The organism is Tenacibaculum agarivorans, assembly GCF_001936575.1.
GTDB lineage: Bacteria > Bacteroidota > Bacteroidia > Flavobacteriales > Flavobacteriaceae > Polaribacter > Polaribacter agarivorans.
Map to the genome: position 1 here is coordinate 21,090 of NZ_MSMP01000008.1, position 25,119 is coordinate 46,208.

Below are 25,119 nucleotides of genomic sequence, written 5' to 3' on the forward strand. Positions count from 1 at the left end.
TTCCATGGTTTACATTTATTATGCTTATATAGACGAGAAAAATCACCGTAACTTAATACAAAACAGTTTAACGAAGTTCTCTAAAAAGTATCAACAAAAAATTTTAAAATACCGTAGATGGCAAGATGCTCAATTGTCCTTATTAGGTAGGCTTTTATTATTAAACGGTATGAAAGATTTAAATAGTGAATTAGAAGTGTTTGAGTTAGAGTATACGGAATACAACAAACCCTTTTTTTCAAATTTAGACTTAAAATTTAATATTTCTCATTCGGGTAATATCGTTTTATGTGCTATTTCTAAATCTTACGATTTAGGAGTAGATATTGAACTCATTAAAGATGTGGAAATAGAAATTTTTAAAGATCAAATGACTATTTATGAATGGAAGAAAATAGAAAAGAATAATTATCCAGAAATTGCTTTTTATGAGTATTGGACACAAAAAGAAGCAATAATAAAGGCACATGGAAAAGGTTTATCTATACCGTTAAAATCATTTGAAGTAAAAGATAATAAAACACAAATTGATAATGATGTATTTTATGTTTCCAATATTACAATAGAAGAAGGGTACACTTGTAACATAGCCTCCCAAAATGCAATTCATAAAAAAGACATAATCATTAACAAAGTAGATACAAGGAATTTAGTTACTATACGGTAATTTACTTATGTACCTAGTGTTTTAACTTTTGAGTTATCAAGCTTTATTCTGTTTTTAGTGTAGAAGATTACAACTCTTTTAGAATTTTTTTCGCCTCTTTATACTTGTAATGGTTAGGATTAGTAATAATAAGATTAAGTACTTTTCGAGCACTTTCTCGATCTTCTTTTTTCAAAAATAATAATGCTTTATACCAATGTCCTTCCTGAGAAACAATATATGTGCTAGAACTAATTGTCTTGAAAATTTCTAGTGCTTGATCATAATTTTTGAGCTCTAAATATGCAATACCTTTATAAAGTAATGTAACTCCGCTAATTTTCTGTGTTATTTGTTCTTCTTTAAGAATAAGTTCTAACGCTTTTTGAAACTCTTTAGCTTCAAAGGCTTCTTGAGCTAAGTTAAGGTTTACAGCACTATTAGTATTTCGAACAACCATAGAAGGTAATTCTGATAAATCTATAGATTCAGCATACAACTCTTGTGAAGAACTTTTTCTAGGAAGTAAAAAAACTAAACTTCCAATAATAAGTATTGCAGCTGCAGCAGTATACCATTTTTTGAAACTTTTTTTAGAAGAGTTTCGTTGCGTACTTTGATATTCGGTGTTTACTTGTTCTAATGTCTTTTTAAAACCCTCAGTTGCCTTACTTTTATAAACTTTCTGATAAAGCTCTTTTTTTTCAGAGGAAATATTTTTAGCTAAACTCCATTCATCAGGATTCAATGTTTCAAATAGTTGTTGTTCTATAAGTACCTGTTCTCGAAATGTAGAATCAATACGCATGCGTTGCTCTACTTCTACAATTTGAGTAGAAGAAAGTCGATCATTGAGATAATCAGAAATTAATTCGTGCTCTTCACTAGTCATAATTCTTTCAAGTCTTTAAAACGAGGATCTTTAGTTATAATTTCAATAAGTTTATTTTTACATTTAAAAACACGTTGACGAACTACAGATTCAGAGTTATAATTAAATATATTCTTAATTTCTAGATACGATTTCTTCTTAAAATATAAAGATAAAACTTGTCTACAGTTTTCAGAGATTTGCTCTAATTTTTCATTGAATAATTCCCAACGTTCTTGCTCTAAAGCTAGTAAAGCAAGTTCATGCTCTTCATTTTGAAGTTCAAAAAAAGTGTCTTTTGTTACCTTAGTTTTCGAATTTTTAAGCTCTCGTCTCCAAATGTTTCTACAAACGGTGAAAAAATAAGCTTTAAAAGAACCATTAATTGTAAAAGGTTCATTTCTGTAACGAATCATGAGCTGTATTAATCCTTTCTGAAAAACATCTTCAGCGATCTCTTGGCTACCTCCGTTTTTTATAATGTAAGATTGTACACTAGGAAAAATACGATCATAAATTTCTCGTATAATTATAGAATCGTTAGCTACTAATGCTTCTAAGTATTCAGAGCTTTTTAACACTTCATTTTTTCTTTCTACCACTCACAAAAATAAACTTTTATATTTGCTAAGGTAACATTTGTGATTTTTTTAGCACAAATAGGTATATAAACCTAATTTGTATTTTATGAAGTTTTTTTTAAGAAAAAGCAAGCTTTTATTTTTAAGTATGTTTTTAACTCTTATTGCCTGCTCCTCAGATCGTCAATTAGATGAAGAAATCGTAATTATAGAGTCATTAAAAGTTAAGAATACTATTGTTTCCAAAAATAGAAATCCAAAAAATTATACAGGTATAATTGGTCAAGGTCGAATGTACGATTGTTCCTCAATTATTATGTCTGCAAATGAAGTGTTTTCATTTTATGTAGAGTGGGAAGATGGTGTAACAGAGGAAGAAAAGCATCAAGCACGATTAAGTCATTTAGCTACAGGGTATTTACTTTGTGTTGACTTAGATTTTTGTCCAGACAATCTTAATGGAGAGTTATGGAAGGTACAGGGATATTGTCCTGCAGAAGTTGAGTGTAAACCAAGGGTACAAATTCCAACACATCCAGATCTTAGACTTGCTGTTTTTGTAGATAATCCATCAACATTCAATTGTCCAGTATCAATTTTAACCCATCCTATTGACAACTAATATTAAAATACTTTTTTGGCTTTTGGTCTTACTTTTTGTAGTTGAGGTTAGAAGTCAAAATTATTTTAAAGAATACCAAAATCTTGATTTCACTAAAGAGTATCCTTTGCTTAAAAAGGAAGTCGATAGTTTGTTAAGATTGTGTGAGAATGAGATGACTTTTGTAAAAATATCAGGAGATTTTTCAAAAAGAATATGGTATTCACATTTAGATGATGCAATTTACTATGTAAATGTATCGATTACGTCTTTAGAATCAATTAAAAATCAAGAAACTGAACTATCTGCGCTATATTTTAGAAGAGGTTATTTTCACTACAGACAAGGCAAAAACTCACAAGCATTAATTAATTATAAAAAAGTAATAGCATTAAATGCTGTGCAAATAAGAGTTGCTCAGAGTTATTGTGAAATTGGTCGTATTTATTTGGATGAAGGAGATTTCTATGAAGCTGTTGAATATTATAAGGAAGGGATTCGGATTCTTGAAGAGTTAAAGGATTATAAAAAGATAATTAATCAATACCTAAACCTAGCTATTGTTTATGATGGGATTGGAGGGAAGAACGGCATAGAAAATAAGATTCGTTCATTACAAAAGGCAGAATCGTTATTAGCAAAAATCCCTTTTGATTATAATCAAGAAATTAGTTTAAATAATAGCCTAGCTTTTTTATACATAGAAAATGGTTTGTTTGATTTTAAGAAAGCTAGAAAATACCATTTCAAAAATTTAGCACTATATCGAGAAAATAACGATTCAGAAAATACATGTAATACATATGCAAACTTAGCTGACTTATATAATTTAGTTAAAAAAGATAGTGCCAAAGTATTTATAGAAAAAGGAATGAACTTTTGTAATGATTCTATAACAATAGCCAAATATAAGCATCAGTTGAGTACCTTTTTTAAGCATAAAAAAGAGTACACAAAAGCATTAGGTACATTACAGTCTACATTAAATACAATTGGAAATTTAAATGACGAAATTAAAGATGTTCAAAATATTTCAATCTTAAAAAAGTTATCCAATATTCCTTATATAGTAGATGTTTTAATAGACAAATCTAATCTTTTAATGTTAAGAGGAACATCTGAGAATGTTAATGATGATCTTGTCATAGCTCTTCAAAATATAAAATTGGCGGATCAGTTATTATCATATTTACATCAAGAAAACAGAGAGGAGCAATCGAAGCTCTATTGGAGGTCTAAAGCATCTCAATTATATGCATTAGGAGTTTCAATAGCAATGATTTTAAATGATCATAATGCGGCATTCTATTTTATTGAGAGAAATAAGGCCATTATACTTATTGAAGGAATTAAAGAGAATGTAGATGATAGACTTCCTTTAAGTGTAAAGGAGCGAAAACATACTTTGAAGAAGGAAATTTTAAAGAAGGAAAAAGAAGAACCCAATAGAATAGAAAGTGATTTATTTCAATATAAACAGCGTTATCAGAAATTTATAGATTCTTTAAAAGTAACTTTTCCTACATATAATGATGCAAAAAGTCAAGCAGAAGTTATTAGTGTAGAAGAAATACAACAGAAACTAGAAAAAAATACAGCAATTGTTTCTTACATATGGAATGCGGATGATAAAAATAACCCTACATTACATGGCGTACTAATAACTAAAGAAGAGGCTCATGTTTTTGATGTAAAAGAAACAAGAAATGTAATTTCCCTTGTAGCGGATTTTAGGCAACGTATTTCACAACCTTTTGAGACTATAACAAATAAAAAGAGCTTTCAAGAAACAGCTCATGATCTATATAAATTGTTATTTCCTGAAGAAAAAGTAAGAAGATTACTTACTGGAAAAAAACTTATTATTGTACCTGATGGAGAATTACAAAATATTCCGTTTGAAGCGTTGATTACGAATAAAAATACAAATGAATATTTGATAGAAACAAACCAAATTAGCTACGCATATTCAGTTTCTTTTTTAGTATATAATAGTAGTTTACAAAGAGAAGTTAAAAAAGGTTTTGTAGGATTTGCACCTATATCTTTTAGACATGATTCATTAAGTACTTTGAAAAAAACAGCTGATGAATTAAAAAGTATCCAAGCCGTAATGAATGGACGTAAGTTTTTACAGAATGAAGCTACAAAAAACACTTTTTTTTCCGAAGCACCAGGAAATAGTATGCTGCATTTAGCAACGCATGCAGAAGCATCAGGTAATCCATGGATTGCTTTTCATGATAGTAAATTGATGACTTATGAATTATATACAAGCTCTATTCCAGCTGAGCTAGTAGTTTTGAGTGGTTGCGGTACATCATTAGGAGAAATTTCACAAGGAGAAGGAGTGATGAGTTTGTCTCGCGGGTTTTTCCATGCTGGAGCGAATACGGTAGTATCTACTTTGTGGAACGTTAACGACAAAGCCACTGCTAAAATCATGGAGAGTTTTTATAAGAATTTAAAATCAGGACAATCAAAAGCTATGGCATTGCACAATGCAAAGTTACAGTATTTACAAACCACTAAAACTTCTGAAGTTGCTCCGTATTATTGGGCATCTATAATTTTAATGGGTGATGGAGAAATAGTTTTATACACATCATTTTTAGATAAATTTCTATGGGTACTGGGAGGAATTGTATTGTTTTTAGGCGTATTTTTTATCTTTATTAAGCGTAAACTAAACTCTTCTCGTTATTTCGAGCGTTTTTACGAAGCAATATGAAATAAAAGTGCTAAGAAGATTTATTAATTAAAACGCTACGTTTTCTATTGACAAGTTTTTTCCATAATATTTTGTGCTAATCTTTGAACAAGTTAAACTATAATCTTTCGCTTCTGTTTGTTTATACAATAGAAATTTAGGCAGTAAATAAATTGAGATATAAAGGCTATTTTATTTAATGTTAGATAATGACTCTCTAAATGGATATAAAGAGTCATTATCAATTAAATTAACATGTCGTTAGAATTGACATATGACATTGTTTATCTCGACTACAATAAACTTTATAACAAGTACTACCTGTTGGAGTGTGAACATAAACTGATTCTCCACAATCTTCATCAGTATCACATTGAGGAGCAAGTTTTAAACCACCACAAATTTCTTTTTGTTCTACTTTAGATAAGATTTTACCTACATTTTTTAAATTTTTCATAATTAAATATTGAGTTTTAAATTAAGTAAAAAGTTAATGCCCTCTGCCTGTTAATTATTAACATCCTGCAGGGGTTGGTATTATTGCACTAAAAGAAACAGGAAACATGTTTATTGTTGGATCAAATTCTGTAGTTGTATGAAAAGTAGATGTATCAGAATCATGATAGTCTGGATCGTTACGATCTGGGTGACTCCAATAACCATAAGTTATAGTATAACATACTACATAATTTTGTGGATTAGGATCTTTTATTCCTCCATTGATTGTTTTTTGTTCTACTTTAGTTAGGGGTTGCCCTATGTTTTTTAAATTTTTCATAATTAAAATATTAATAAAATGATATTTACTGTGAACATTTACAGACACTCACAGTTTGTGTCTATCCTTCTCGAGAGAATATTGTTTATGTAAAACTGTTTTGTTTGAGTTTCACTATTGTCTGTTAGTAATGTCTTGACATATTTTGTGGGTATAACTAAAGCGTGTATTAATTCATAGTGGTTGTTACCCTAAGAATTAATTTTTTTAATAAAAAAATGATTTGGAAGATAAGTTGGGGCAAATCAAATAGTAAGAAAAAAAAGAAGTATAATTAAATATAATGACTAAACAGAATTAAATCATTATACGTAAAACAAGAGAAATGTTTATTTATGGATAATTAGTAAATACCCCGAGACTAACTTTATTCTTATGAAACCAAAAACTACTATAAAAACCCTTAAAATATTATAAAGTTTCGTCTCGGAGAAATTTACCTAAACCCTAATTATTATGTAAATTAAAATTGTTTACAGCATTCGCAATTTCATATCCCAATCGTAAACCCTCAATTGCATCCTGTTCAATATGTACGCCCAAAGGCACTCGAGAATATGCATTTTCTCTTGCCATTTCAGTAAAAGAAGTAAAACTTCTTGCTGTTCCGTTAAATGAGATATTTATATAATCACTGTAAGTTTGATCTGTAAAATTGATACTATCGGTTTTAAAAAAGCCGATAAAAACACCTGCTGCTGCACCTGCAAATGTTGCATGTCCCGATGGATAACTTGGAAAAGCAGGATTTTCTTCGTCTATAAATCGTGATAAATTAGTTGTGAAATCTTCATCAATATATTTTGTAATATAATTGCTTGGACGCTCAATATTATAGGTGTACTTATCATCCCAAGCTGAAACAGCGGCATCATTAATCGCAAAACCTAATCGTAGTAAAAGTTCTAAGGCTTTATCATAATCTAGGTTATATTGCTCTATCAATTGTTTGGCAATTGAAAACTGTCTACCTGGAGGACTAATCATTAATCCTTCCACATCATCTGCCCAAAATTCTGCAATCCACAAATCTTCATTATTTTCTGCTGCTGCTGTAATTGTAGTTTGATATACCTCATTCATTTGTTGGTAATAAGCACTAGATGTATCTGTACTGTATTGCAAAACCGAATTAAAATCAACGCTACTAGACTCTTCAGGAGTAATGGTAAATGTTCTTACTTTTCGCCAATAAGGAAACCAAGCTTCTTCATTTCCATTTGCTTGCCATAAACCTGTACCAACAGGAGCTATGTAACTATTAGGTGTGGGATTATCAATTTGTATTTCGGCATCTCTATCAGTTTGACTATACTTAATGACACGTATTGCTACATACTTTCCCCATTTTTCTGAGTTTTCTATTTCAGATTGCGAAAGTTCTTGTATTAATTCTGTTTGTTTTTGATGATGAAAATTGAATATATTTTGTCTCACACCATCTTCAAGATTCATCATAAAATGATCAATAACCAATGCATATGCAGTATTCAAAGCCAAGTTTAAGTTAACATTGTCTTCTAAATTCGAAAGATTAATATTAAAGTCAGTTAACCTTTCGGTATTTGAAGAATAGTCATCCATAAAAGGAGCAGCTGTTTCATAACCTGTTAGGTGAATATATGCTAGAGCTCTGGTTATGGTATTAGGTCTCATACTTTTGGTATATTGATCTATAGATAACCAAAGATTCGTCCAATCTATAATTAATGCTGTAGTATTATCAGCTATTTCAAAAGATTCATTTGTTTCTTCAGTATCATTGATTAAAACGTCTTCCTCTGTATTACAAGACTGAAATATTATAATGTTTATGAATAATAAAGCTATCCACTTTACATATTTTGCTTTCATAATTTTAGCGTTTTTTAAAAACTTAAATCGTTTCAATTCAAGTTTATAATTCGTGAAAATGTGCTCTTTTCTCGTTTTTTTAGGCCGTAAATAATTTTGAAAAGGGTAATTGTATAATCAATAATTTAAATTTTATGTGTTCAAAATTTTTATTACCCTGAGTTCGATTGTACTAGAAAGTTAAATTCCCATAAACACTAATCCCCTAATTGGTTTCGGAATGTTATTTTCTAATAGTAGTTAATTTATCGAACTCAGGTCTTAATAAAAACTATATTACATCCATTTGTGTTTAATACGTCTGAATTGTTTTTTACCCAACCTCTTTTTTTAAAAAAAGTACTTTTTTTTAATATTAATGTGGGTTTTTAGGTGTAAGTAATTGTTAGTCAATAATTTGTTTAAAAAGAAGGATAAGGTGAGTTATTTTTTTATTGTATTAAAATGATAGATTAACCTGTAGATTAGGAGCAAAGCTGCTGGTTTTACGAAAAGTATTTGCAGTAGGATTTTGAAAAATATTTACGGTATTATCTTGATCATAAACATTTAAAATAGATAAACCAATTACCGTTTTAAAACTTTTTGAAGTATTATAAAAAGTATAAGAAGAAGAAAAATCCAGTTGATGAGATCCGTCAAAACGATCAGAAAGCATCAAATTAGAAGTATTAATAGTAGGATCGTTTGGATATATTACTGGCATTCCAGAAAAATAACGCCAAGAAAGTGCAAACTTCCATTTATTTAAATTTAGTAAGCTTGTTAAGTTTAGGATATGACGTTGGTCAAAAAAAGCATCTGAAGTAGTATTATCAAAAGTGGTTTCTGTTTTACTTAAAGAATAGCTAATCCATGCTTCTATTTTGTTCCATGTCTTTTTAACAAATACATCAGCGCCAATACTTGAAATACTTCCACGTTTATTATCGATCTTTTTTGTAATATTATTCGATTCCTTTTTGAAAAACTCTAAGTCAATTAACCATTTTTTAGGATTGAATACAGCACCAAACATAAATTGAGTTCCTTTTAAAGGAGCAATTTCTCTGTTGGGTAAAAACCAAAATTGATTGGTAATGTTAAAATCATCAAAATCATTTACGAATTTCTTTTGTATAAACTGATTAGAAGTTCCTAAAGAAGATTTTACATATAGTCTTTTATGTATAGCATAACTGGCTGTAAGTCTTGGATTCACATAAAAATCACCTGAAGGGGTGTAATAATTATTATGAAATCCAAAATTGATATTTAACTTATCATTCCAATTCTTTTGAAATGATAAGTAGGTTGAATGAATGGTTGCTTTTTGGTCTCTCCTTAGATCCAGGTTATTTTCTTGTTCCATCTCATTACTAGTTAATTCATGATTTATCACATTATAGCCACCTTCTAGTATGGTATTTGGATTGAAACTATAAGTAGCTTCAGCAATAAAACGCGTATCTGAAATTATATTTTCATATTTAAGAAAACTAAAGCGTTGATCTCTTGCAAAACCTTCACTAATATTATTGATTCGCATATTAGATTTGCTAAATCGTAATTCAGTACTCAATTTATCAGAAAATTGAGCTTTCCATTTACCAGTAATTCCCCAGTTGTCTAAGTCTAAATCTATAAAATCAGTTTGATTAGGATTTTGAACTTCTCTTACTTCAGCAAATAAATCATTTTCAATATTTATAAAACTTACTGTAGTGGAATGACGCTCGTTGATCTTATAATTCAGGGCAACATTCATATCCGAAAAACCAGTATCAAGATTAGTAGAACCAACCACAGTTTCGATACGACTTCCTTGAAATATTAACGTTGAAATGGTTTCTAATTTAGGAGAATTAATGCCTGGGTAACTTGTTCTGTAAGCAGCTAAAAGGGAAAGTTTATCTTCTAGAAGTTTTGTATTAATTGAAAGACCGGCAAATAAAGTATTTGCAATAATTTCATAACTGTTTTTGTGAGGAATTTTATTTTTTGTTTTCATATTAATCAATCCTCCAACACGACCACCAAACTTAACGGGTAGCATATTTCTCTGTATCTCAATATTATCAATAACAGCAGCATTGTAAGGGGAAATAGCTCCTAAAAAATGACCTGAATGATAAATAGGAATATCATCAATCTGAACCAAATTCTGATCATAGGTATTGCCTCTAAAATTTAAATTTCCTGATTTTCCACTCGGCGAATGTATACCTGGAATATTACTAATTACATTAAAAATATCGCCATCAGTTTCACCAGCTAACAAACCCAAGTTTTTTGTTTTAATTTGAATGCTATGATCGCTTATTTTTGAATCAATTCCCTTGGTTAAATAGTTGGTTAAAACAATTTCATTTAAACGAAATTGTTTGGTGTAAAATTTCAACAGACTATTTTTTTCTAAGTCTTTAGCTTGTATATGAATGGTTTTATGAAAGTAAGATTCTAAATGTATGGAATCTAACGGAAATATATTTTTAAGTGTAAAAACTTCGTTAGAAAGCGTAAGATTTTGCTTGGGTTTGTCCTGAATTTGATACACTAAAGAAGTAATAGGTTCATTTGTGTCATTTTCAACTATTGTAAAGCTGAAATCTTTTCTTAGAGGAATAATTAGATAATTAGTGTCATTCTTTTCAAATTTTACAGGAATTTTCTCTTCAATTATGGTAATACATTCTGAAATCGTAGTACAATTAAAATCACTCTCTAAAAAAATAGTGTTAAAAAAGGTGTGATTATAAGAAAGATTAACCTTGAATTTTTTTTCAATTTGATTCAGCTTATCTGAAAGTGTAATGCGATTACCCTTTTGTGCAAAAAGAGTATTAATAGTACATAACCAATAAATTAAAAAAAGTAATTTATAAGAGAAAAATCTCAAATTCATTTATTCAAAAATTACGGTATTATCTTTACCAATAACATACTTTATTTCCATAGTTACAAATAAAGTTTGTAATGCCGTATCTAAGTTTTTATGAGTTAAAGTTCCTGAGAATTCTAAATGTTCGTACTTTTTAGGTAATTGAATTTTAATATTATAGTATTTTTTTAAATCTGTAAGAACCTCTTGTAAGCTAGTCTTATTGTATTTACTATAACCATTTGTCCAATCTGGGGCAGTGTTAATATGTGTTGTTTCTTGTAATTCGTTTTTCTGAACCAAAGCAGATTCTCCTTTAGTTAAAATTAACTCATCATTTTGATAAGTAACTTTTACTTTACCTTCATAGCAGATTACTTCAAAAACAGCATTAGAAGTATTTACATTGAACTGTGTGCCTAATACATTAATATTTCCTCTATCTGTAATTACCTTGAACGAAGAACCTTTTGTAACATCAAAAAATGCTTGACCTTTTAAATGTATTGTTCGATCGTCATTCCAATTTTTTTCTTTGTAAGATATTTCAGATGCTGCGTCCAGTTTTATTGTGGAACCACTAGGTAATTCAATAGTTTTATTCTCTGCAATTTGTGTCTTTATTGTAATGGTTTGATTAAACAATAGATTCCATGAAAAATATCCCGCACTAACTAAAATTAGGATGCTTGCAGCAATTTGTAGCCAACGATTACTAAAACTAGATTTCTTTGGTGGAGGAGGAGCAATGACTAGTTTTTTTCGTTTCTTGAGTTCCACTAAACCGTTTTCAGTATCGAATTTTTTAACTTTCCAAGTATCAATTTCATCCAAAACGACCTTAAGCTCATCTAATTCGCCAGAGTTTTCTAGTTCCTTTTTTTGCTCATCGCTTACACTATTATCGAGCCATTTAGCAATTAAATTATCTTTAAGTAATTTTTTATTCACGCTTAAACATTTTACTATTCAGTTACTTAACGTTTTAAAAGTTCTATTACCCAACCTTATATGGAACGTTTTTGTAATTCAGTTATTTCTTTAAGTTTAATTAATGCTTTGCAAATACGTTTTTCAACAGCTGTTTGACTAATTTCAAGTTTTTCAGCTATTTCTTTATAAGTGAGTTTCTCAATTCTATTTAATAAAAATGCTTCTCTTTGTTTTTCTGGTAATTCCGAAATTACAGCTTCTAATTTTTGTTGAAACTCTTTCGTTCTTAAATGAAAATACGGATCCTCTATATCATGTGTTGGTAGACTATTTTTTTCAAATTTTAAGGCTACTTTTTTAGATCGTATTACATCAATAAATAAATTTTTAGAAACTGTATATAGAAAAGCAGCGGCTTTTCCATAAATAATACTGCTACATTTTTGCCAAAGCTTAATAAAAGCTTCCTGTACAATATCTTCAGCCTGATTTAAATCTCCAAACTTAAAGTATAAATGATTTCTTAAACTCTCAGCATGAGTTTTATATAATTCATCATAAACATCTTCCTGACAAACAGAGAAAGTACTTTCCATTGTGTCCAAATTAATTCAAGTAAAGATAGAATAATTTTAACGATTGTTATTTTTTGAATTGAGCAAATTCATAAAGGAATTTCAATGTTTTTTGAGGAGTTGTTTCTCTATTTTTTGATTTAGTTGAAATTTTAGGTTCTTTTTAAAAAGAGTTTTTTAACGCAAGATTGCTTCACTCTTTCTATATAGAAAAAATGTGAAGCAATCTTGCCATTTCCAAATTAAGAAGATCTTAGTTTTAACTAGGTTCCTTAATTTTATTACGTTTAATTACCATTTGAGAGAATAAACATAGTAACTTATTGAATAAAAGGATCGCCATATTTCTCGTCGTTAATAAAGTTATTATCAGTAAGTGTTAATAGAAAATCAATTAAGGATTGTTTTTCTGCATCAGATAAATTTAAACGACGTACGCCATTTCCTCTTCGTAATCTATTATCCAAGTTAGGATTATTTTGTACACCATTATCGTAATGTTCAATTACTGCAGCTAAAGAGGTAAAACGGCCATCATGCATGTATGGAGCAGTCAATTCAATATTTCTTAATGAAGGCACTTTAAACTTTCCTAAATCATTTGGGTTTTCTGTAACTCCTCCAAGACCTTCGTCAGTAATGGTCGGATCTAAACCAATGTTTCTTGGAGCATCTCCAACAAATACCGTAGTGTTATGACATTGAAAACATTGTGTTCGATTACTCATAAAAAGTGTTTTTCCCATGTTTTCAGACGCTGTAAAATTGGGGAAATTATCAGCAATATTATTTACTTGAGCTAAACCTTCGTCAAATTTAGATTCATAAGAAACCATAGAACGTATAAATTGTGATAATGCTAAAGCAACTCTTTCGCTGGTGATAATTTCATCACCAAAAGCATTGGTGAATAATTGGTTGTAATAATCTTCTTGTGCTAATTTATTTTCTAATTCAGGAAGAGTTAATCCCATTTCTACTAAATCCTGTACAGGCATTAACGTTTGGTCTTCTAAACTTTCTGCTCTTTCATCCCAGAAAAAACGACCATTATCATAAAATCTAGCATTAGCTAACCCCATTGAATTTCTAGCAGTTAAGCCACCTTCAAAACCTGTGCTAAATTGATTAGGATCTGAGAATCCATTTGCTTGAACATGACAAGAGGCACAAGAAATCGTATTGTTTTTTGAAAGATTAGTGTCGTAGAATAAAACTCTCCCTAAGGTAGCTCCATGATCCGTAATAGGATTGTTATTAGGAGTATTATCTTCATCTCGTACGAGGTTATTTAAAAAAGAGTTTGGCAACTCGATATTTGCATAATTAAATGGCGATTCTGGTAAGTTTAAAATCGTAGAATTAATAACTAAATCAGTCGTTTCATTATCTTCAATAAGTGCAACATAATCATCTCCGTCATCATTAGAACAAGATGTAAAAACTAATAGAGATACTATTATATGGATAAAACATTTTTTCATACGTTAAGGTTAAATTAACTTGTTAGTTTTTATGTGTAATTTCTTGTAATACGTTGCAGAAACTATTTTACCCAACCTCTATGAATTGTTTTATTCTAAATTTTTATATAAAATATTTATTAGTCGCTTAAAATCAGAAGTATATAAATATATAAAGGCTCTCAATTTTGAAAGCCTTTTAACTTGTTCTTAAATATGAAAGTATACTAAGAGTTTTTTTTAATACTAAATAAAGTTCAGGTTTATTTATTTTTTTGAAGAAAGTAATTTTAAAAACAGTTCTTTTTTTCGAGAAGCTAAGGGAGTTTTATACCCATTTTTTAAAACTAAAAAATCACCTTCTCTTTTATCATAGCGAATCAAATGATTTAAATTAACAATATAAGATTGATGAGACCTAAAAAAATTAGCACTAGGTAGTACATTTTGATATTCTTTCAGGCATTTTGAAGTCACTAAACTATCTTGATCCTTTATAAAAAATTCTGTATAACTTCCATTAGCTTGCAAATAGTAAATATCATTAATATTAACTATTTGTATCCCATACTTATCTTTCAAGATTATTTTTTCTGAAAAGCTAATTGTACTTGTAGTTGTTTTTTTTTGATGTTGATACGTGAGTAGTTCAGTCTTTACTTTTTCAGCTAAAGCAGTAAAATTATTTACATTTAAAAAATTCAGTAGATAATCAAAGATGTTTTTGTTAGTAGCATTCTTCTCAAATAGAGAAATGTAATTGTATGATTCTAAACGTTGCTCATTAGTCTTCATAACATGTGTTTTATTTAGATTGGTTAGTTGATTTCATATCCATAATTCCCATATTTAGAGAAAATAGGTATTTAAATGTTTGGTGATTTTTTTCTTAGAGCTGTTCACAAAATTACCCTATATCCTTTAAAAACAAATCACCCAAAAAGGGCTATTTTTAATAATTAACAGTAACGATATTTAATATTTTTTCTTGTTAAGAATTAAGAACATATTACTATAATTATAAACCATTTTTTACACTTACCAACTTAGATATTACACTTACAAAAGAATCGTATTCGAATATCAAATAAGCAAAATTTAGAGTTAACCAGACTATATATTTGGAGTGAATTAAAGCCAAATAAACAATTCATATCACATTACAAATAATTGTTTTTAGGGGGGCGAAAAGAAAAAAGAAAGATGGTATTATTAGATTTTTACAATCAAATAAAAGAACGATTACGTATAGTAAATAGTTCAGAAAATGGCAAAGCAGTTAAAACTGTTTTGTATAATGACACTGTTTTTTTATCTGAGCAATTAAATGATTTTCCTTCATTCTTATTTAAGTATAAAGATATAGAATGGCAAACATCATCTGAAAGGGAGTATAAAGCTTCCGTATTGTTTAGCATCTATATTGTTTTACCACCTAACGCAACTCAAGATTATACTACAGGATTACAACTAGCACAAACAGTTAATAAAGTTTTATTGTCAAAACCTTCGACATTTATAATTAAGGAGGAAAAAGAAGAGACGGTTTTAAAAGAAGAAATAAAAGAAACTTTTGAAGAGGTGCCAGTAGAAGAAGCAGAACTAGGGCAACTGGCAGGAGAAGACCTTATTACTGATTCCATTCAAAAACTACGAGAAAAACAATGCACTGTAGAAGGAGAGTATTGGAAGAAAAATGATTTTTTCATTTGGGAAATTCAATATAAAACAACGCTAGTAGAAAAAAGTTACAAGAAAAGGTACACACTACTAACCAACGATGCTTTCAAAATAGAAGATTTAAATAATCCTATCAATAAAGAAAAAATACGTCTACTCTTAGCAGAAATAGGAATCAATTTAGAAGACTATTTGGGATTAGATGAAAAGGAAAAAGTACGATTACTAGAGCAAAGTATACAACACATTATTCAAACAGGAAAAGAATTCACTCTATAACAAACTAGAGTTAAAAATTAATCAATAAATAAAATAAATACTATGGGCGTACTATTAAACGATGTAGTCATAAACAAACTATCTGGTGGGTTGGGAAGAAGAAGTCCTAGCCAAGATATGGTTTCTGGGTTACTATTCAATGGGGCTGATGCTACTGGTCCTAAATTAGGAAATGATGATCCATTAAAATTGGAAGACAAGAAACTATACCGACTAGCTTCTGTTGAAGATGCAGCATTAATTGGAATTACTAAAGAATATGATACAGGAGGAGAGTCAGCCTTTTATCAAATTTCTCAGTTTTTTAGAATGAATCCATCAGGAGACCTATTCATTTACAAAGATAGTACTGCAAAAACATATGCAGATCTAGTAAAAGAAGCAGGGACAATGCAAATGGAAGCTAATGGAGAGATGCGTCAATTAGCCGTTATTTTCAAAGGAGAATATAGTGCTAAATCAAAATCAGATTCACCTTTTAATCAAACATTACAAGCGGTTGCAACTGCAAAAACTGCAACAGAAAATGCATTTACAGCTCATAGACCGTTAGAGATTTTATTAGAAGGAAAAGGCTTTGATGCTTCTCAAAATGCTGTTGATTTATCTGGAAACGGAGCCGCAGGAGTTTCAGTTGTAGTAGCAATGGATGCAGAAAAAGCGAATGAAGCAACCTACAAAAATACCGCTGCAGTAGGAGTGTTATTAGGAGCAGTATCTAAAGCAAAAGTTTCAGAAAACATTGCTTGGATAGAAAAATTTAACCTTTCTGGAGAAGGATTTAGATCTGTTGGTTTTGTAGGTGGTAAAAAGCTTGCAACAGAAGGAGCAATGAAAACATTGAATGATAATAGATACATTTTTACACGTTCGCATATCGGTATTGGTGGAGTATATTTTAATGATAGTCATACCTGTACTAAAAAAGAATCTGACTTTGCGTATATCGAAGCTAACCGTACCATACATAAAGCGACAAGATTAGTAAGACAAGCTTTATTACCAAAGGTAAATTCACCAGTTTTGGTAGATCCAGAAAATGGAACATTACCACCATCTGTAGTAAAAGGATATGAAACATTATGCCGTTCAGCATTAGAAAATATGTTGTCTAATGGAGAAATTTCTGCAATGGATGTGTTTGTAGATCCATTACAAAATATTTTATCTACTAGTGAATTAAAAGTAAAAGTAGAGGTTATTCCTACGGGAACAGCTCGTAGAATAGTAGTAGATCTTGGCTTTAAAAATCCATTTGGAAGAAACTAATAATTTAAAAAGAATTGTATTATGGATCACTTACCATTAGTAAATGGCCAACGTCATGCTTGGTCTTCTGTAGAAGTAAATATTTTAGACAGAATTGTTACGGGAATAACTGCGATTAGTTATGATGATGCCCAAATTAAAGAAAATCATTATGGAGCTGGAGATATGCCAGTATTCAGAGGAAGAGGGAAATACGAAGCAAAAGCCTCTATAACATTATTCGATTATGAGGTAGAAGCAATACAAAAAGCATTACCAAAAGGAAAACGAATTCAAGATGTGCCTTTATTTGATATTAAGGTAAGCTTTTTAGATAACAGTAGCGATATCATTACACATGTAATTCGTAATTGTGAATTTAAAAGTAACAAAAGAGATATGAAACAAGGAGATACTAAAATTGAAGTACAACTAGATTTGATAGTGTCTCACATAGAGTGGAATTAATACAATACTCTATAGTAAAAACCATTTACTGGGGAATCTTTGAAGGGGGATTAAAAATGGGGGTTCCTTTTTATGAGGAACTCCTCCAGTAAATAAAAATAAAACCAAAAATATTTAAAAACGAAAACATGGAAGCAGTAGCAGACAAAACAGTAAAAGTAATAGACGGTAACATCACAGAATCACAGTTATACGCTTGGAAAAATAAATTTGGAAAATTGATTAAAGTGGAAGGAGAAAATGATGAAGGGGAACCTCGTTTTGCCTATTTCAGAAAACCTACGATGGCCACTAGAGCAGCAGTTTTACAAACTTCAAAAGCTGATGAATTCAAAGCCTTAGAAGTATTGTTTAAAAACTGTTACTTAGGAGGAGACGAAGAAGTAGAACAAGATGATGACTTAAAGTTATCTATGATTACTGCTTTTGCAGACCTAACACAACCAAAAGAGGCTAAGGCAAAAAAGATCTAGATCCTTTCCTTATTTCTTCTGAAGAGGGAGAGGACGACCTACTAAAAGCGGCTGCCTTAATACGCTATTATTTTAAGGTAGATCCATACCAACAATCTGATGAAAATTTTCACAGGATGTTAGGGGAAGCCATCTGGTTACAAGAATATTTAGATACAAAACAAGAACATATTATGGCAAGTGCCATAGCTAAAGCATTTGGGGATGACGGATAAACAGTTACAAGAGATAAAAAAATCAATTTCTAAGGTTAGCCTTGGTATAAGTGGTGTTAATGGAGCGATTGATACTACTAATGAAAAATTAGATATTGTAAAGTTTTCCATTGATAAACTAGCTAATATTACACTTAGAGGAATTGCTGCAGAAATACAAACTGGTAATAAACATTTAGAAAAAAGTTATCAAAGTATTGATAAAGGCTTTAAAAGTATTATAACTGCTATAACAAAACCATCAGCTAAAAGTCCAGCTAAAAAAGATACGGTAGGACTTACAGTTTCCAAAGGAATAGGACTTAAGGTTATTAAAAATGATAAACCAGAATCCAAAGTTACACCTATACGAAAAGAAAATGCAGGTTTAATTAGGAGTATTCCTCAGCAAAAAGGATCTCCCCTAAGTGTAGTAAGTAAAAATTCAAGTACTACCGTTAGGACTATTTCGGGAGCCCTAAAACCAGGCGAATTAAAGTTAACTCCTTTATTAAAACCCCTGAATGTATTAGAGAAAACAATTCACAAAATTTCAGGAGTTGCTAAAAAAGGTTTTGACGAAGTACAAAAGTATCATAAACATTGGGAAAAAGATCTTGCAAAGTTTAGCGAAGGAGATAAACCACCTAATAAAGCGGAAAGAACAATTAATAAGCAATTAGGAGCTTTGTTTGGAAATGTGGCATTAACCTATGATAAAACAATCGGGAAAGTTCTAAGTACAAATTATAAAGCTTTATTTGGTAAAATAGGAAAAACTTTTGGATCTGAAAACAGAAAAAAGTTATCTGAAAAGATTAAAAGTAGGGGAGCAAAGTTAAATGAAAAAAGGAAAAAAGTAGGGGCCGCAGCAATTTCAGCAACAACAAAAACAGTCAAATTTGCAGTAAAAGCAGTAGGCGTTGTAACTGGAGCAAGTTTACTTTCTGTTTCATGGTGGAGAAAAAGGCTAGGTGCAGTTAAAAAGTTTTCTTTAAAATCTATAAAGGGATTAAAAAAGAAAATAGAAAACATGACTATCAATCCCAAAAAGATGGTAGCAGGTTTAAAAAAGGGATTCGATAATATTTCTAAATCTTTTGCTAAGGGGGTTGAAGGAATGACCAATGTCAAGTCAGGATTAGAAGGTATGAATTCCCTAATGAAATCTGCAGGAATAGAATCCGAAGGAATGTCTAAAGCCATCAAGGGAGTTACACTAGTTTTAACCATATTGTCTACAGCGCAAGCCATAGCAGCAGCAGGAAAATGGGCAATGTCTTTAGCGCAATGGAATCTAAATGCAGCCATAGCAGCGAATCCAGTAGGAGCGATTGTCTTAGGAATTATTGGATTAATAACAGTTATAGCTATTGCATGGGATAAATTTGAAGGATTTAGAACTACTGTGATGGGAATGTGGGAAGTACTAAAATCTTTTGGATCTGTGATTAAAGATTTTGTGATTAATAGAATAAAAGGAATATTATCTGGAATTACTGGTTTAGGATCAGCATTGGTGAAATTGTTTTCAGGAGACTTCAGTGGAGCATGGAAAACAGCAAAACAAGCGGTAAAAGATTTTGTAGGAGTAGATGATTACGTGAAAGCGGGTAAAGGATTGGCAAATGCGGCAACAAATATTAAGGAAAATTTTAAAGAAGGTCAGAGGAAAGGAGTGAATGCTAAAATTGGACCTGAGTTAAAAAAAATCCTTTCTGGAGGAAAAGTATTACCTCCTAAACCAACTGGGACTAACGGAGGTAAGACAGGTGGAGGGAATCTCCCTGCAACAGGAAAGACAATTCAGATTAATACACCACTAGTAGAAGAAATAAATGTCTATAATCAGAACAAGGGCACTCTGAAAGAAACTTCGGCTACCATAAAACAAGAAATCATAAAAGTTCTAAAAATTGCATTACAAGATACCACTCAAACCGCATAATGTAGAATCAACTATTTATAATTATGAGTTTTTCATACAATATACCTAATTTATTGAATAGTCTAAAGTTACAACAAAGTAGAGGATTACTAAGGAATGTAGCAAATGTATTAACAGCTTCAGATGCTAATACTTATAATGACAGTCTTAAAAATTTAACTGAAGAGTATTTTTTTCAACCCTTAAAAGATTATACTGAAGTAGATGAATTTATAATGGCAGGAGGAAGCTTTAACTTACCTGTTTTTGCCCCTTTAATTATAGAATTACCCCAAGCAGAATTACTTGAAAAAACAAGAGGGACTAAATTAGGAGAGGAGTTAAAATCAAATAGTTTTTTAACGGAACTTTCGAGTGCTTTAATAGGTTTTCGGTTAGATGGTGTTGCCATTTCTGTAAGTAGAAGTAAAAATATAGTGACTACTGCAATTCAAGGAAGAAACCATACAGTTAAAGAGTTTATTTCTAATGGAGATCATGAAATTACTGTAGAAGGCGTATTGGCTACAAATGGGAAAGGATATCCTACCGCACAGGTAGTTCAACTTAGACGAATTTTTGATAGTAATAAGTCACTAAAGGTAATTAATGTGCTGTTACAGAAGATGGGAATCTTTGAATTGGTGATTACTAATTATGATTTTCCAAGCAACGATGGATTAAAGAATATTCAGCCTTTTAGTTTTAGTGCATTATCAGAGCAGCCTTTAGAAATAAAGAAAAAAATCAATGAAGAATCATTAAAGGATATAAAGGAAACTATCGCAATATCAGTTGCCTCACGTTTTTAATTCCATAGAATTATGTTGACATTAAACTGTAAGATCATCATCCATGAAGTAAATGAAAAAGGTCTACTTACCAACAATGAAATTAGTATTGATTTTGTGAATCAAGTAGAAATAGAGAGTAGTTGGAAAGAGTTTACAGATATAGCTACAATTACTTTACCAAGAAATATTGTACCTGCGATAAAAGAGGGAGTAAATAGTAAAACTGAGGTATCTAACGTTTCTAAAAAAACGTTTAGACAACATTTACAATTATGGGCTAAATATCATCCACATATTGAAATTTATTTAGGGTATAACGGTAGAGAAAATCTAGCTTTTAAAGGAATTGTTAGAGATGTAAAAGGTGGAGTTCCAGTTACCTTAACTTGTGAAGATGATATGTACCATTTTAAAACCAAAATGATAACCTATTCATCTAAAGAAGCAAGTCTTAAAAGTATTGTTGATAGTTTTGGAGTTACTGAGAATGCAAAAAAAGAATTAATACATGTAGACTTTGAAGAAGAAAAATTAGGCGCTTTTATTACAGAAGAACCTATGACACCTGTACAAGTATTAGAAAAACTGAAAGACGATTTTGGTATTTATAGTTTTATAAGATACGATAAAGATGGAAAATCACATTTAGTTATTGGTAAGGAGTATGAAATAAATCATGGTAGTAATGTTTCAGGTATCAAAACTAAGTTCGGAGGTAATTTTATTTTTCATCATACAATTATTGAAGATGATTTAGAGTATAAGTTCAAAGAGGATATTAAAGTAAAGGTTACCTATGTGGCTAAAGGAATAGATGAAAATGATGAAGTCAAAGCAACCTATCCAGATAAAGATGCAAATAAAGATCAATTTACAGGGATAGATACAACAGGATTGAGTAATGATTTAGACTTTTTCTTAAATGACCCTTTATTAGATGAAAATCAACCAACAGAGCGTGTATTAACAAATCAATCTTATGAAGACTTATCTGAAGAAGCGGAGGAACTTACTTTTTACATTTTTGAACATGATCTTAAGAAGAAAATGAAAGACGGTATTATGTTAGGAGAGCTAAAAGAAAAACTAAGAAAGATGGCAAAAAGACGTCTTGAAATTATGAAATATAACGGTTTTAGAGGCGGATTTACCTCTTTTGGAGATGTCTTATCTGAAAATGATGATCCTAAAAATACTATTGGAGGGTTTGTAAAGCATGGTGATTATATCCAATTAAGAGAACAATTCAAAAGATTCGATTTAGGAGTGATTAAAAGAAATCAGAATTATTTTGTAGATGCAGTTACGTACAGTTTTGGCGAAAGTGGTTTTAGACAACAAATACAATTAGGAAGAGAAAAAAGTTAGAGTAGAAAGAAAATAAAGAAGGATGGATAACATAAGTGGCTTACTAAGAGAGTTTATAAAGAAAAATATGGTTTCTGATACTTTTCCAGCTATTGTTGTAGGATATGGAGAAGAATCAAAAGATGGAATAAAAGAATATACTGTTGATGTTCAGAAAATTCCACAAAATGTAGAAGATAAAGTTCAAGTATATAAGCAAATACAAGTAGGTTTAGACTCTACCTATGTTACTGATGCAGACAAGAAAAATACTAAGATAGAAGAAAAAGAGCATAAAAATTCAGATATAATATTTCATGGAGTACGCTTAAAAGCCTCTGTAAATGATTTAGATGAAGGAATAATATGCATACCTCGTATAGGAAGTTGGGTGTTGGTTTCAACAATAGAAAAGGCAAAAAAACAATTCTTTATTTCACAATATTCAGAAGTAGATCGTGTAATCTTCCGTATGAATAATATGAAAGATACAGATGGAGGGAATAAGAAACCTAAAGAATTCTTCGATATTGATATTGATACCAAATCTTTAAAAATAAATTACGGAGATGTCTTTCAGGCTGAGATGAATAAAGAGGCGCTAAATATTAACTTTTTAAAAGCTAAAGGAGATAATGATAAAGATGCAGAAGCTAAGATTCAATCGCAGCTTACTTATTCAAAAGAGGAGTTAGGTATAGCTTTTTTAGATGCTAAAGAAAAACCAACTTTTAAGGCAACGTTCGGAAAAGATAAAGCATCATTAGAAACTGCAAACGCAGCAAAAAAAATAGCAATTGTAAATTCTGGAGACAAGAAAGGAATAGAGCTAATAAGTGATGAACATATAACTATTGAAGGAAAAATAGTAACTATTAAAGGAACAGAAGAGATCAATCTAAACTAAAAGTGACATGACTAAAATAACTGAATACGCAAAGAACGGAGCTAAGGTTATTTGTGATCAAGCTAATCTACCAGTACCACCAGCGAAACCACCAACATATACAATTATAACGAGTAATAAAACGATAAAAGGTCAATCAGAACCTTTGGCAAATCAAAAAGACACAAGTGTGGGAGCAAATATACCTCTTTTTGGAACTTGTAAACAATTGAATAATGGAGCTTGTACACCAATATTTAATAGAGATTGGGACATGGTAAAAAATAAAGTAAAAATAAAAGGTGAGAATGCATTACTAATATCATCAGAGCTTAAATGCAATGTAGGATCAGGAGGAAAAATCACATTTTCAAAAAAAGAAGAATAAAGATATATACATGAACGATTTTATAATAGACGAAGATTTAGAATTTAAGAACGGAGACCTACACATAGCCGAATCAAGTCAGCAAAATATAGGACATATGTTAGTTTCTCAAAAAGGATCATACAAAGAATATCCACTATTAGGTGTTGGAATCGAAAATTACTTAAAAGGAAATTCAACCATAAACAGATTACGCTTAGAAGCTGAAATAGAAAAACAATTATTGTATGATAATTTCAATGTCAAAATAATTGATGTTTCAGACATACAAAACATAACTATCGATGGAAACTATTAAACCACAACAAAATCAGAATATTCTAGATATCAGTTTACAGGAATATGGCAGTATCGAAATGATATTTGATATCGTAGAAAAAAACGGATTTAAAACATTAACACCAGAGATATCGGTGTATGAGGATGTGCTACTACCCAACAAAACAATAGAAGAAGATATAACAGGATACTACAAGGCTTCGGGGCTTTATCCTGCTACATTGCATAGCCAAGAAGATTTGGATGCACTACAAAAATAACAAGCTTTAACCATTACTTAGTATACAAACTATGGCACGAACAATTGCAGAAATACAAAAAGAAATCATACAACGAAAAAATAGTATTGCAGAGCTAAATCAATTAGATAATACCTCAAAAACTTCCATATGGAAACTTTGGGCTTATGTAACGGCTACAGCAATCTGGTCACATGAACGTATTGTAGAACGTAATACATTAGTTTCTCGTCCGCATACATTAAACTGGTACAGAGAACAAGCATTAAATTTTGTATATGGACATCCATTAATATGGGAAGAAGGTTTTTTCAAGTTTGATAGCATGGGGCTGTCAGAGGCTGAATTAATCGCCAAAAAGGTAGTAAAACATTGTGCAGTAGGTGAAGTAGATTTAGAGACTATTTTAAGTGAAGAATTACCCAAAACACAAGATGATGTAAATAATACGATTGCACAATACTTCCATAATCAAGTTGGGGTTATTTTTATGAAGGTTGCGGGAGAAAATGGTGCAGGAAACATAGAAAAGTTATCTAAAGATGAGTTAACCATCTTTAGAGAATATACGCGTCAAATAAAAGATGCAGGGAATCAAATTCAAATTATTTCTGTAGATGGAGATCAATTACATCTAAAAATAGACGCATATATAGATCCGCTAAAAATATATGTGAACCCTTCGGATGTAGAACATTATACAAATCCAGATCCAGCTTTAGATCATCAATTTGATACAAATAATGGAGTGTTAATTGCTGATTCAGGCGTTCGTCCAATAGAGTTAGCTATTCAAAACTTTTTAAAAGGCTTAGAATTTAATGGAGGTTTAGTGAGAACTTTTCTTACAGATGCCATTCAACAAGCAGAAGGCGTAAAAATTCCAATCATTAGAGAAATTAAAACAGCTGCAGCTTCATTAGATGTAGAAATTGTACCTAATGAAAGAGAATACTTCATTCCACAATCGGGGTACTTTGATATTGAAAAATTGAATATAGAAATCAAGTATATCCCTTATACATTTTATAGAAATTACATATAA

General features: G+C 30.4%; 26 protein-coding genes. 16 read left to right on the forward strand and 10 right to left on the reverse strand.

Going from position 1 to position 25,119, the window contains the following annotated elements; translation table 11 throughout:
* Positions 1 to 4: 4 nt before the first annotated feature.
* The gene (locus BVC87_RS07515; RefSeq protein ID WP_075341753.1) at positions 5 to 667 is read left to right on the forward strand and encodes a 4'-phosphopantetheinyl transferase family protein; all 663 of its coding nucleotides are present in this window, start codon (positions 5 to 7) and stop codon (positions 665 to 667) included.
* A gap of 67 nt (positions 668 to 734) precedes the next feature.
* On the opposite strand, the gene BVC87_RS07520 is transcribed toward BVC87_RS07515, so the two are convergent.
* Together BVC87_RS07520 and BVC87_RS07525 are read right to left on the reverse strand one after the other, a co-directional pair.
* The gene (locus tag BVC87_RS07520; RefSeq protein ID WP_075341754.1) at positions 735 to 1,538 is read right to left on the reverse strand and encodes a hypothetical protein; all 804 of its coding nucleotides are present in this window, start codon (positions 1,536 to 1,538) and stop codon (positions 735 to 737) included.
* On the reverse strand, positions 1,535 to 2,119 hold the full coding sequence (locus tag BVC87_RS07525) for an RNA polymerase sigma factor (RefSeq protein WP_075341755.1): 585 nt from the start codon (positions 2,117 to 2,119) through the stop codon (positions 1,535 to 1,537). The genes BVC87_RS07520 and BVC87_RS07525 overlap by 4 nt, the downstream gene beginning before the upstream one ends.
* Before the next feature lie 85 nt (positions 2,120 to 2,204).
* Between BVC87_RS07525 and BVC87_RS07530 the strand changes: the two genes are divergently transcribed.
* Both BVC87_RS07530 and BVC87_RS07535 read left to right on the forward strand, forming a co-directional pair.
* Positions 2,205 to 2,720, forward strand: coding sequence for a hypothetical protein (locus BVC87_RS07530; RefSeq protein ID WP_075341756.1), 516 nt, complete (start codon positions 2,205 to 2,207; stop codon positions 2,718 to 2,720).
* Positions 2,721 to 2,742: 22 nt separating this feature from the next.
* Complete coding sequence (locus tag BVC87_RS07535) at positions 2,743 to 5,430, forward strand: CHAT domain-containing protein (RefSeq protein ID WP_143569739.1); 2,688 nt, start codon at positions 2,743 to 2,745, stop codon at positions 5,428 to 5,430.
* Between the two features lie 229 nt (positions 5,431 to 5,659).
* On the opposite strand, the gene BVC87_RS07540 is transcribed toward BVC87_RS07535, so the two are convergent.
* The 8 genes from BVC87_RS07540 to BVC87_RS07575 form a co-directional block, all read right to left on the reverse strand.
* On the reverse strand, positions 5,660 to 5,866 hold the full coding sequence (locus BVC87_RS07540; protein WP_075341758.1) for a hypothetical protein: 207 nt from the start codon (positions 5,864 to 5,866) through the stop codon (positions 5,660 to 5,662).
* Between the two features lie 57 nt (positions 5,867 to 5,923).
* Complete coding sequence (locus tag BVC87_RS07545; protein WP_075341759.1) at positions 5,924 to 6,187, reverse strand: hypothetical protein; 264 nt, start codon at positions 6,185 to 6,187, stop codon at positions 5,924 to 5,926.
* Positions 6,188 to 6,634: 447 nt separating this feature from the next.
* Positions 6,635 to 8,041, reverse strand: a complete 1,407-nt coding sequence (locus BVC87_RS07550; RefSeq protein WP_075341760.1) for a vanadium-dependent haloperoxidase — start codon at positions 8,039 to 8,041, stop codon at positions 6,635 to 6,637.
* A 439-nt stretch (positions 8,042 to 8,480) separates the two neighbouring features.
* Positions 8,481 to 10,925, reverse strand: coding sequence for a TonB-dependent receptor plug domain-containing protein (locus tag BVC87_RS07555; RefSeq protein ID WP_075341761.1), 2,445 nt, complete (start codon positions 10,923 to 10,925; stop codon positions 8,481 to 8,483).
* Positions 10,926 to 11,852, reverse strand: coding sequence for a FecR family protein (locus BVC87_RS07560; RefSeq protein WP_075341762.1), 927 nt, complete (start codon positions 11,850 to 11,852; stop codon positions 10,926 to 10,928).
* Positions 11,853 to 11,908: 56 nt separating this feature from the next.
* Entirely contained in the window at positions 11,909 to 12,430 is a 522-nt protein-coding gene (locus BVC87_RS07565; protein ID WP_075341763.1) for an RNA polymerase sigma factor, read from the reverse strand.
* A 299-nt stretch (positions 12,431 to 12,729) separates the two neighbouring features.
* Positions 12,730 to 13,893 carry a cytochrome-c peroxidase gene (locus BVC87_RS07570; protein ID WP_075341764.1) on the reverse strand — a complete coding sequence of 388 codons (1,164 nt, stop codon included), beginning with the start codon at positions 13,891 to 13,893 and terminating at the stop codon, positions 12,730 to 12,732.
* A gap of 246 nt (positions 13,894 to 14,139) precedes the next feature.
* Positions 14,140 to 14,667 (reverse strand): LytR/AlgR family response regulator transcription factor, encoded by a 528-nt coding sequence (locus BVC87_RS07575; RefSeq protein WP_075341765.1) that lies wholly within the window; start codon positions 14,665 to 14,667, stop codon positions 14,140 to 14,142.
* A gap of 408 nt (positions 14,668 to 15,075) precedes the next feature.
* Between BVC87_RS07575 and BVC87_RS07580 the strand changes: the two genes are divergently transcribed.
* From BVC87_RS07580 to BVC87_RS07635, 13 genes are all read left to right on the forward strand, one after another.
* Positions 15,076 to 15,831, forward strand: a complete 756-nt coding sequence (locus tag BVC87_RS07580) for a hypothetical protein (protein WP_075341766.1) — start codon at positions 15,076 to 15,078, stop codon at positions 15,829 to 15,831.
* Positions 15,832 to 15,873: 42 nt separating this feature from the next.
* Positions 15,874 to 17,100 (forward strand): DUF2586 family protein, encoded by a 1,227-nt coding sequence (locus BVC87_RS07585; RefSeq protein WP_075341767.1) that lies wholly within the window; start codon positions 15,874 to 15,876, stop codon positions 17,098 to 17,100.
* Between the two features lie 21 nt (positions 17,101 to 17,121).
* Positions 17,122 to 17,547 carry a hypothetical protein gene (locus BVC87_RS07590; RefSeq protein WP_075341768.1) on the forward strand — a complete coding sequence of 142 codons (426 nt, stop codon included), beginning with the start codon at positions 17,122 to 17,124 and terminating at the stop codon, positions 17,545 to 17,547.
* Between the two features lie 128 nt (positions 17,548 to 17,675).
* Complete coding sequence (locus BVC87_RS07595; RefSeq protein ID WP_075341769.1) at positions 17,676 to 18,020, forward strand: hypothetical protein; 345 nt, start codon at positions 17,676 to 17,678, stop codon at positions 18,018 to 18,020.
* A 116-nt stretch (positions 18,021 to 18,136) separates the two neighbouring features.
* Entirely contained in the window at positions 18,137 to 18,235 is a 99-nt protein-coding gene (locus tag BVC87_RS23940) for a DUF6890 family protein (RefSeq protein ID WP_394331629.1), read from the forward strand.
* Positions 18,225 to 20,162, forward strand: a complete 1,938-nt coding sequence (locus BVC87_RS07600) for a phage tail tape measure protein (protein WP_075341770.1) — start codon at positions 18,225 to 18,227, stop codon at positions 20,160 to 20,162. The genes BVC87_RS23940 and BVC87_RS07600 overlap by 11 nt, the downstream gene beginning before the upstream one ends.
* Before the next feature lie 23 nt (positions 20,163 to 20,185).
* Positions 20,186 to 20,953 (forward strand): DUF6046 domain-containing protein, encoded by a 768-nt coding sequence (locus tag BVC87_RS07605; protein WP_075341771.1) that lies wholly within the window; start codon positions 20,186 to 20,188, stop codon positions 20,951 to 20,953.
* A gap of 12 nt (positions 20,954 to 20,965) precedes the next feature.
* Positions 20,966 to 22,303, forward strand: coding sequence for a hypothetical protein (locus BVC87_RS07610; RefSeq protein WP_075341772.1), 1,338 nt, complete (start codon positions 20,966 to 20,968; stop codon positions 22,301 to 22,303).
* Positions 22,304 to 22,325: 22 nt separating this feature from the next.
* Positions 22,326 to 23,189, forward strand: a complete 864-nt coding sequence (locus tag BVC87_RS07615; RefSeq protein ID WP_075341773.1) for a hypothetical protein — start codon at positions 22,326 to 22,328, stop codon at positions 23,187 to 23,189.
* 7 nt (positions 23,190 to 23,196) lie between these two features.
* Complete coding sequence (locus BVC87_RS07620; protein ID WP_075341774.1) at positions 23,197 to 23,556, forward strand: PAAR-like protein; 360 nt, start codon at positions 23,197 to 23,199, stop codon at positions 23,554 to 23,556.
* A gap of 10 nt (positions 23,557 to 23,566) precedes the next feature.
* The gene (locus BVC87_RS07625) at positions 23,567 to 23,854 is read left to right on the forward strand and encodes a hypothetical protein (RefSeq protein ID WP_075341775.1); all 288 of its coding nucleotides are present in this window, start codon (positions 23,567 to 23,569) and stop codon (positions 23,852 to 23,854) included.
* The gene (locus BVC87_RS07630) at positions 23,841 to 24,095 is read left to right on the forward strand and encodes a hypothetical protein (protein ID WP_075341776.1); all 255 of its coding nucleotides are present in this window, start codon (positions 23,841 to 23,843) and stop codon (positions 24,093 to 24,095) included. Before BVC87_RS07625 ends, BVC87_RS07630 begins: the two co-directional genes overlap by 14 nt.
* A gap of 31 nt (positions 24,096 to 24,126) precedes the next feature.
* The gene (locus BVC87_RS07635) at positions 24,127 to 25,119 is read left to right on the forward strand and encodes a hypothetical protein (RefSeq protein ID WP_075341777.1); all 993 of its coding nucleotides are present in this window, start codon (positions 24,127 to 24,129) and stop codon (positions 25,117 to 25,119) included.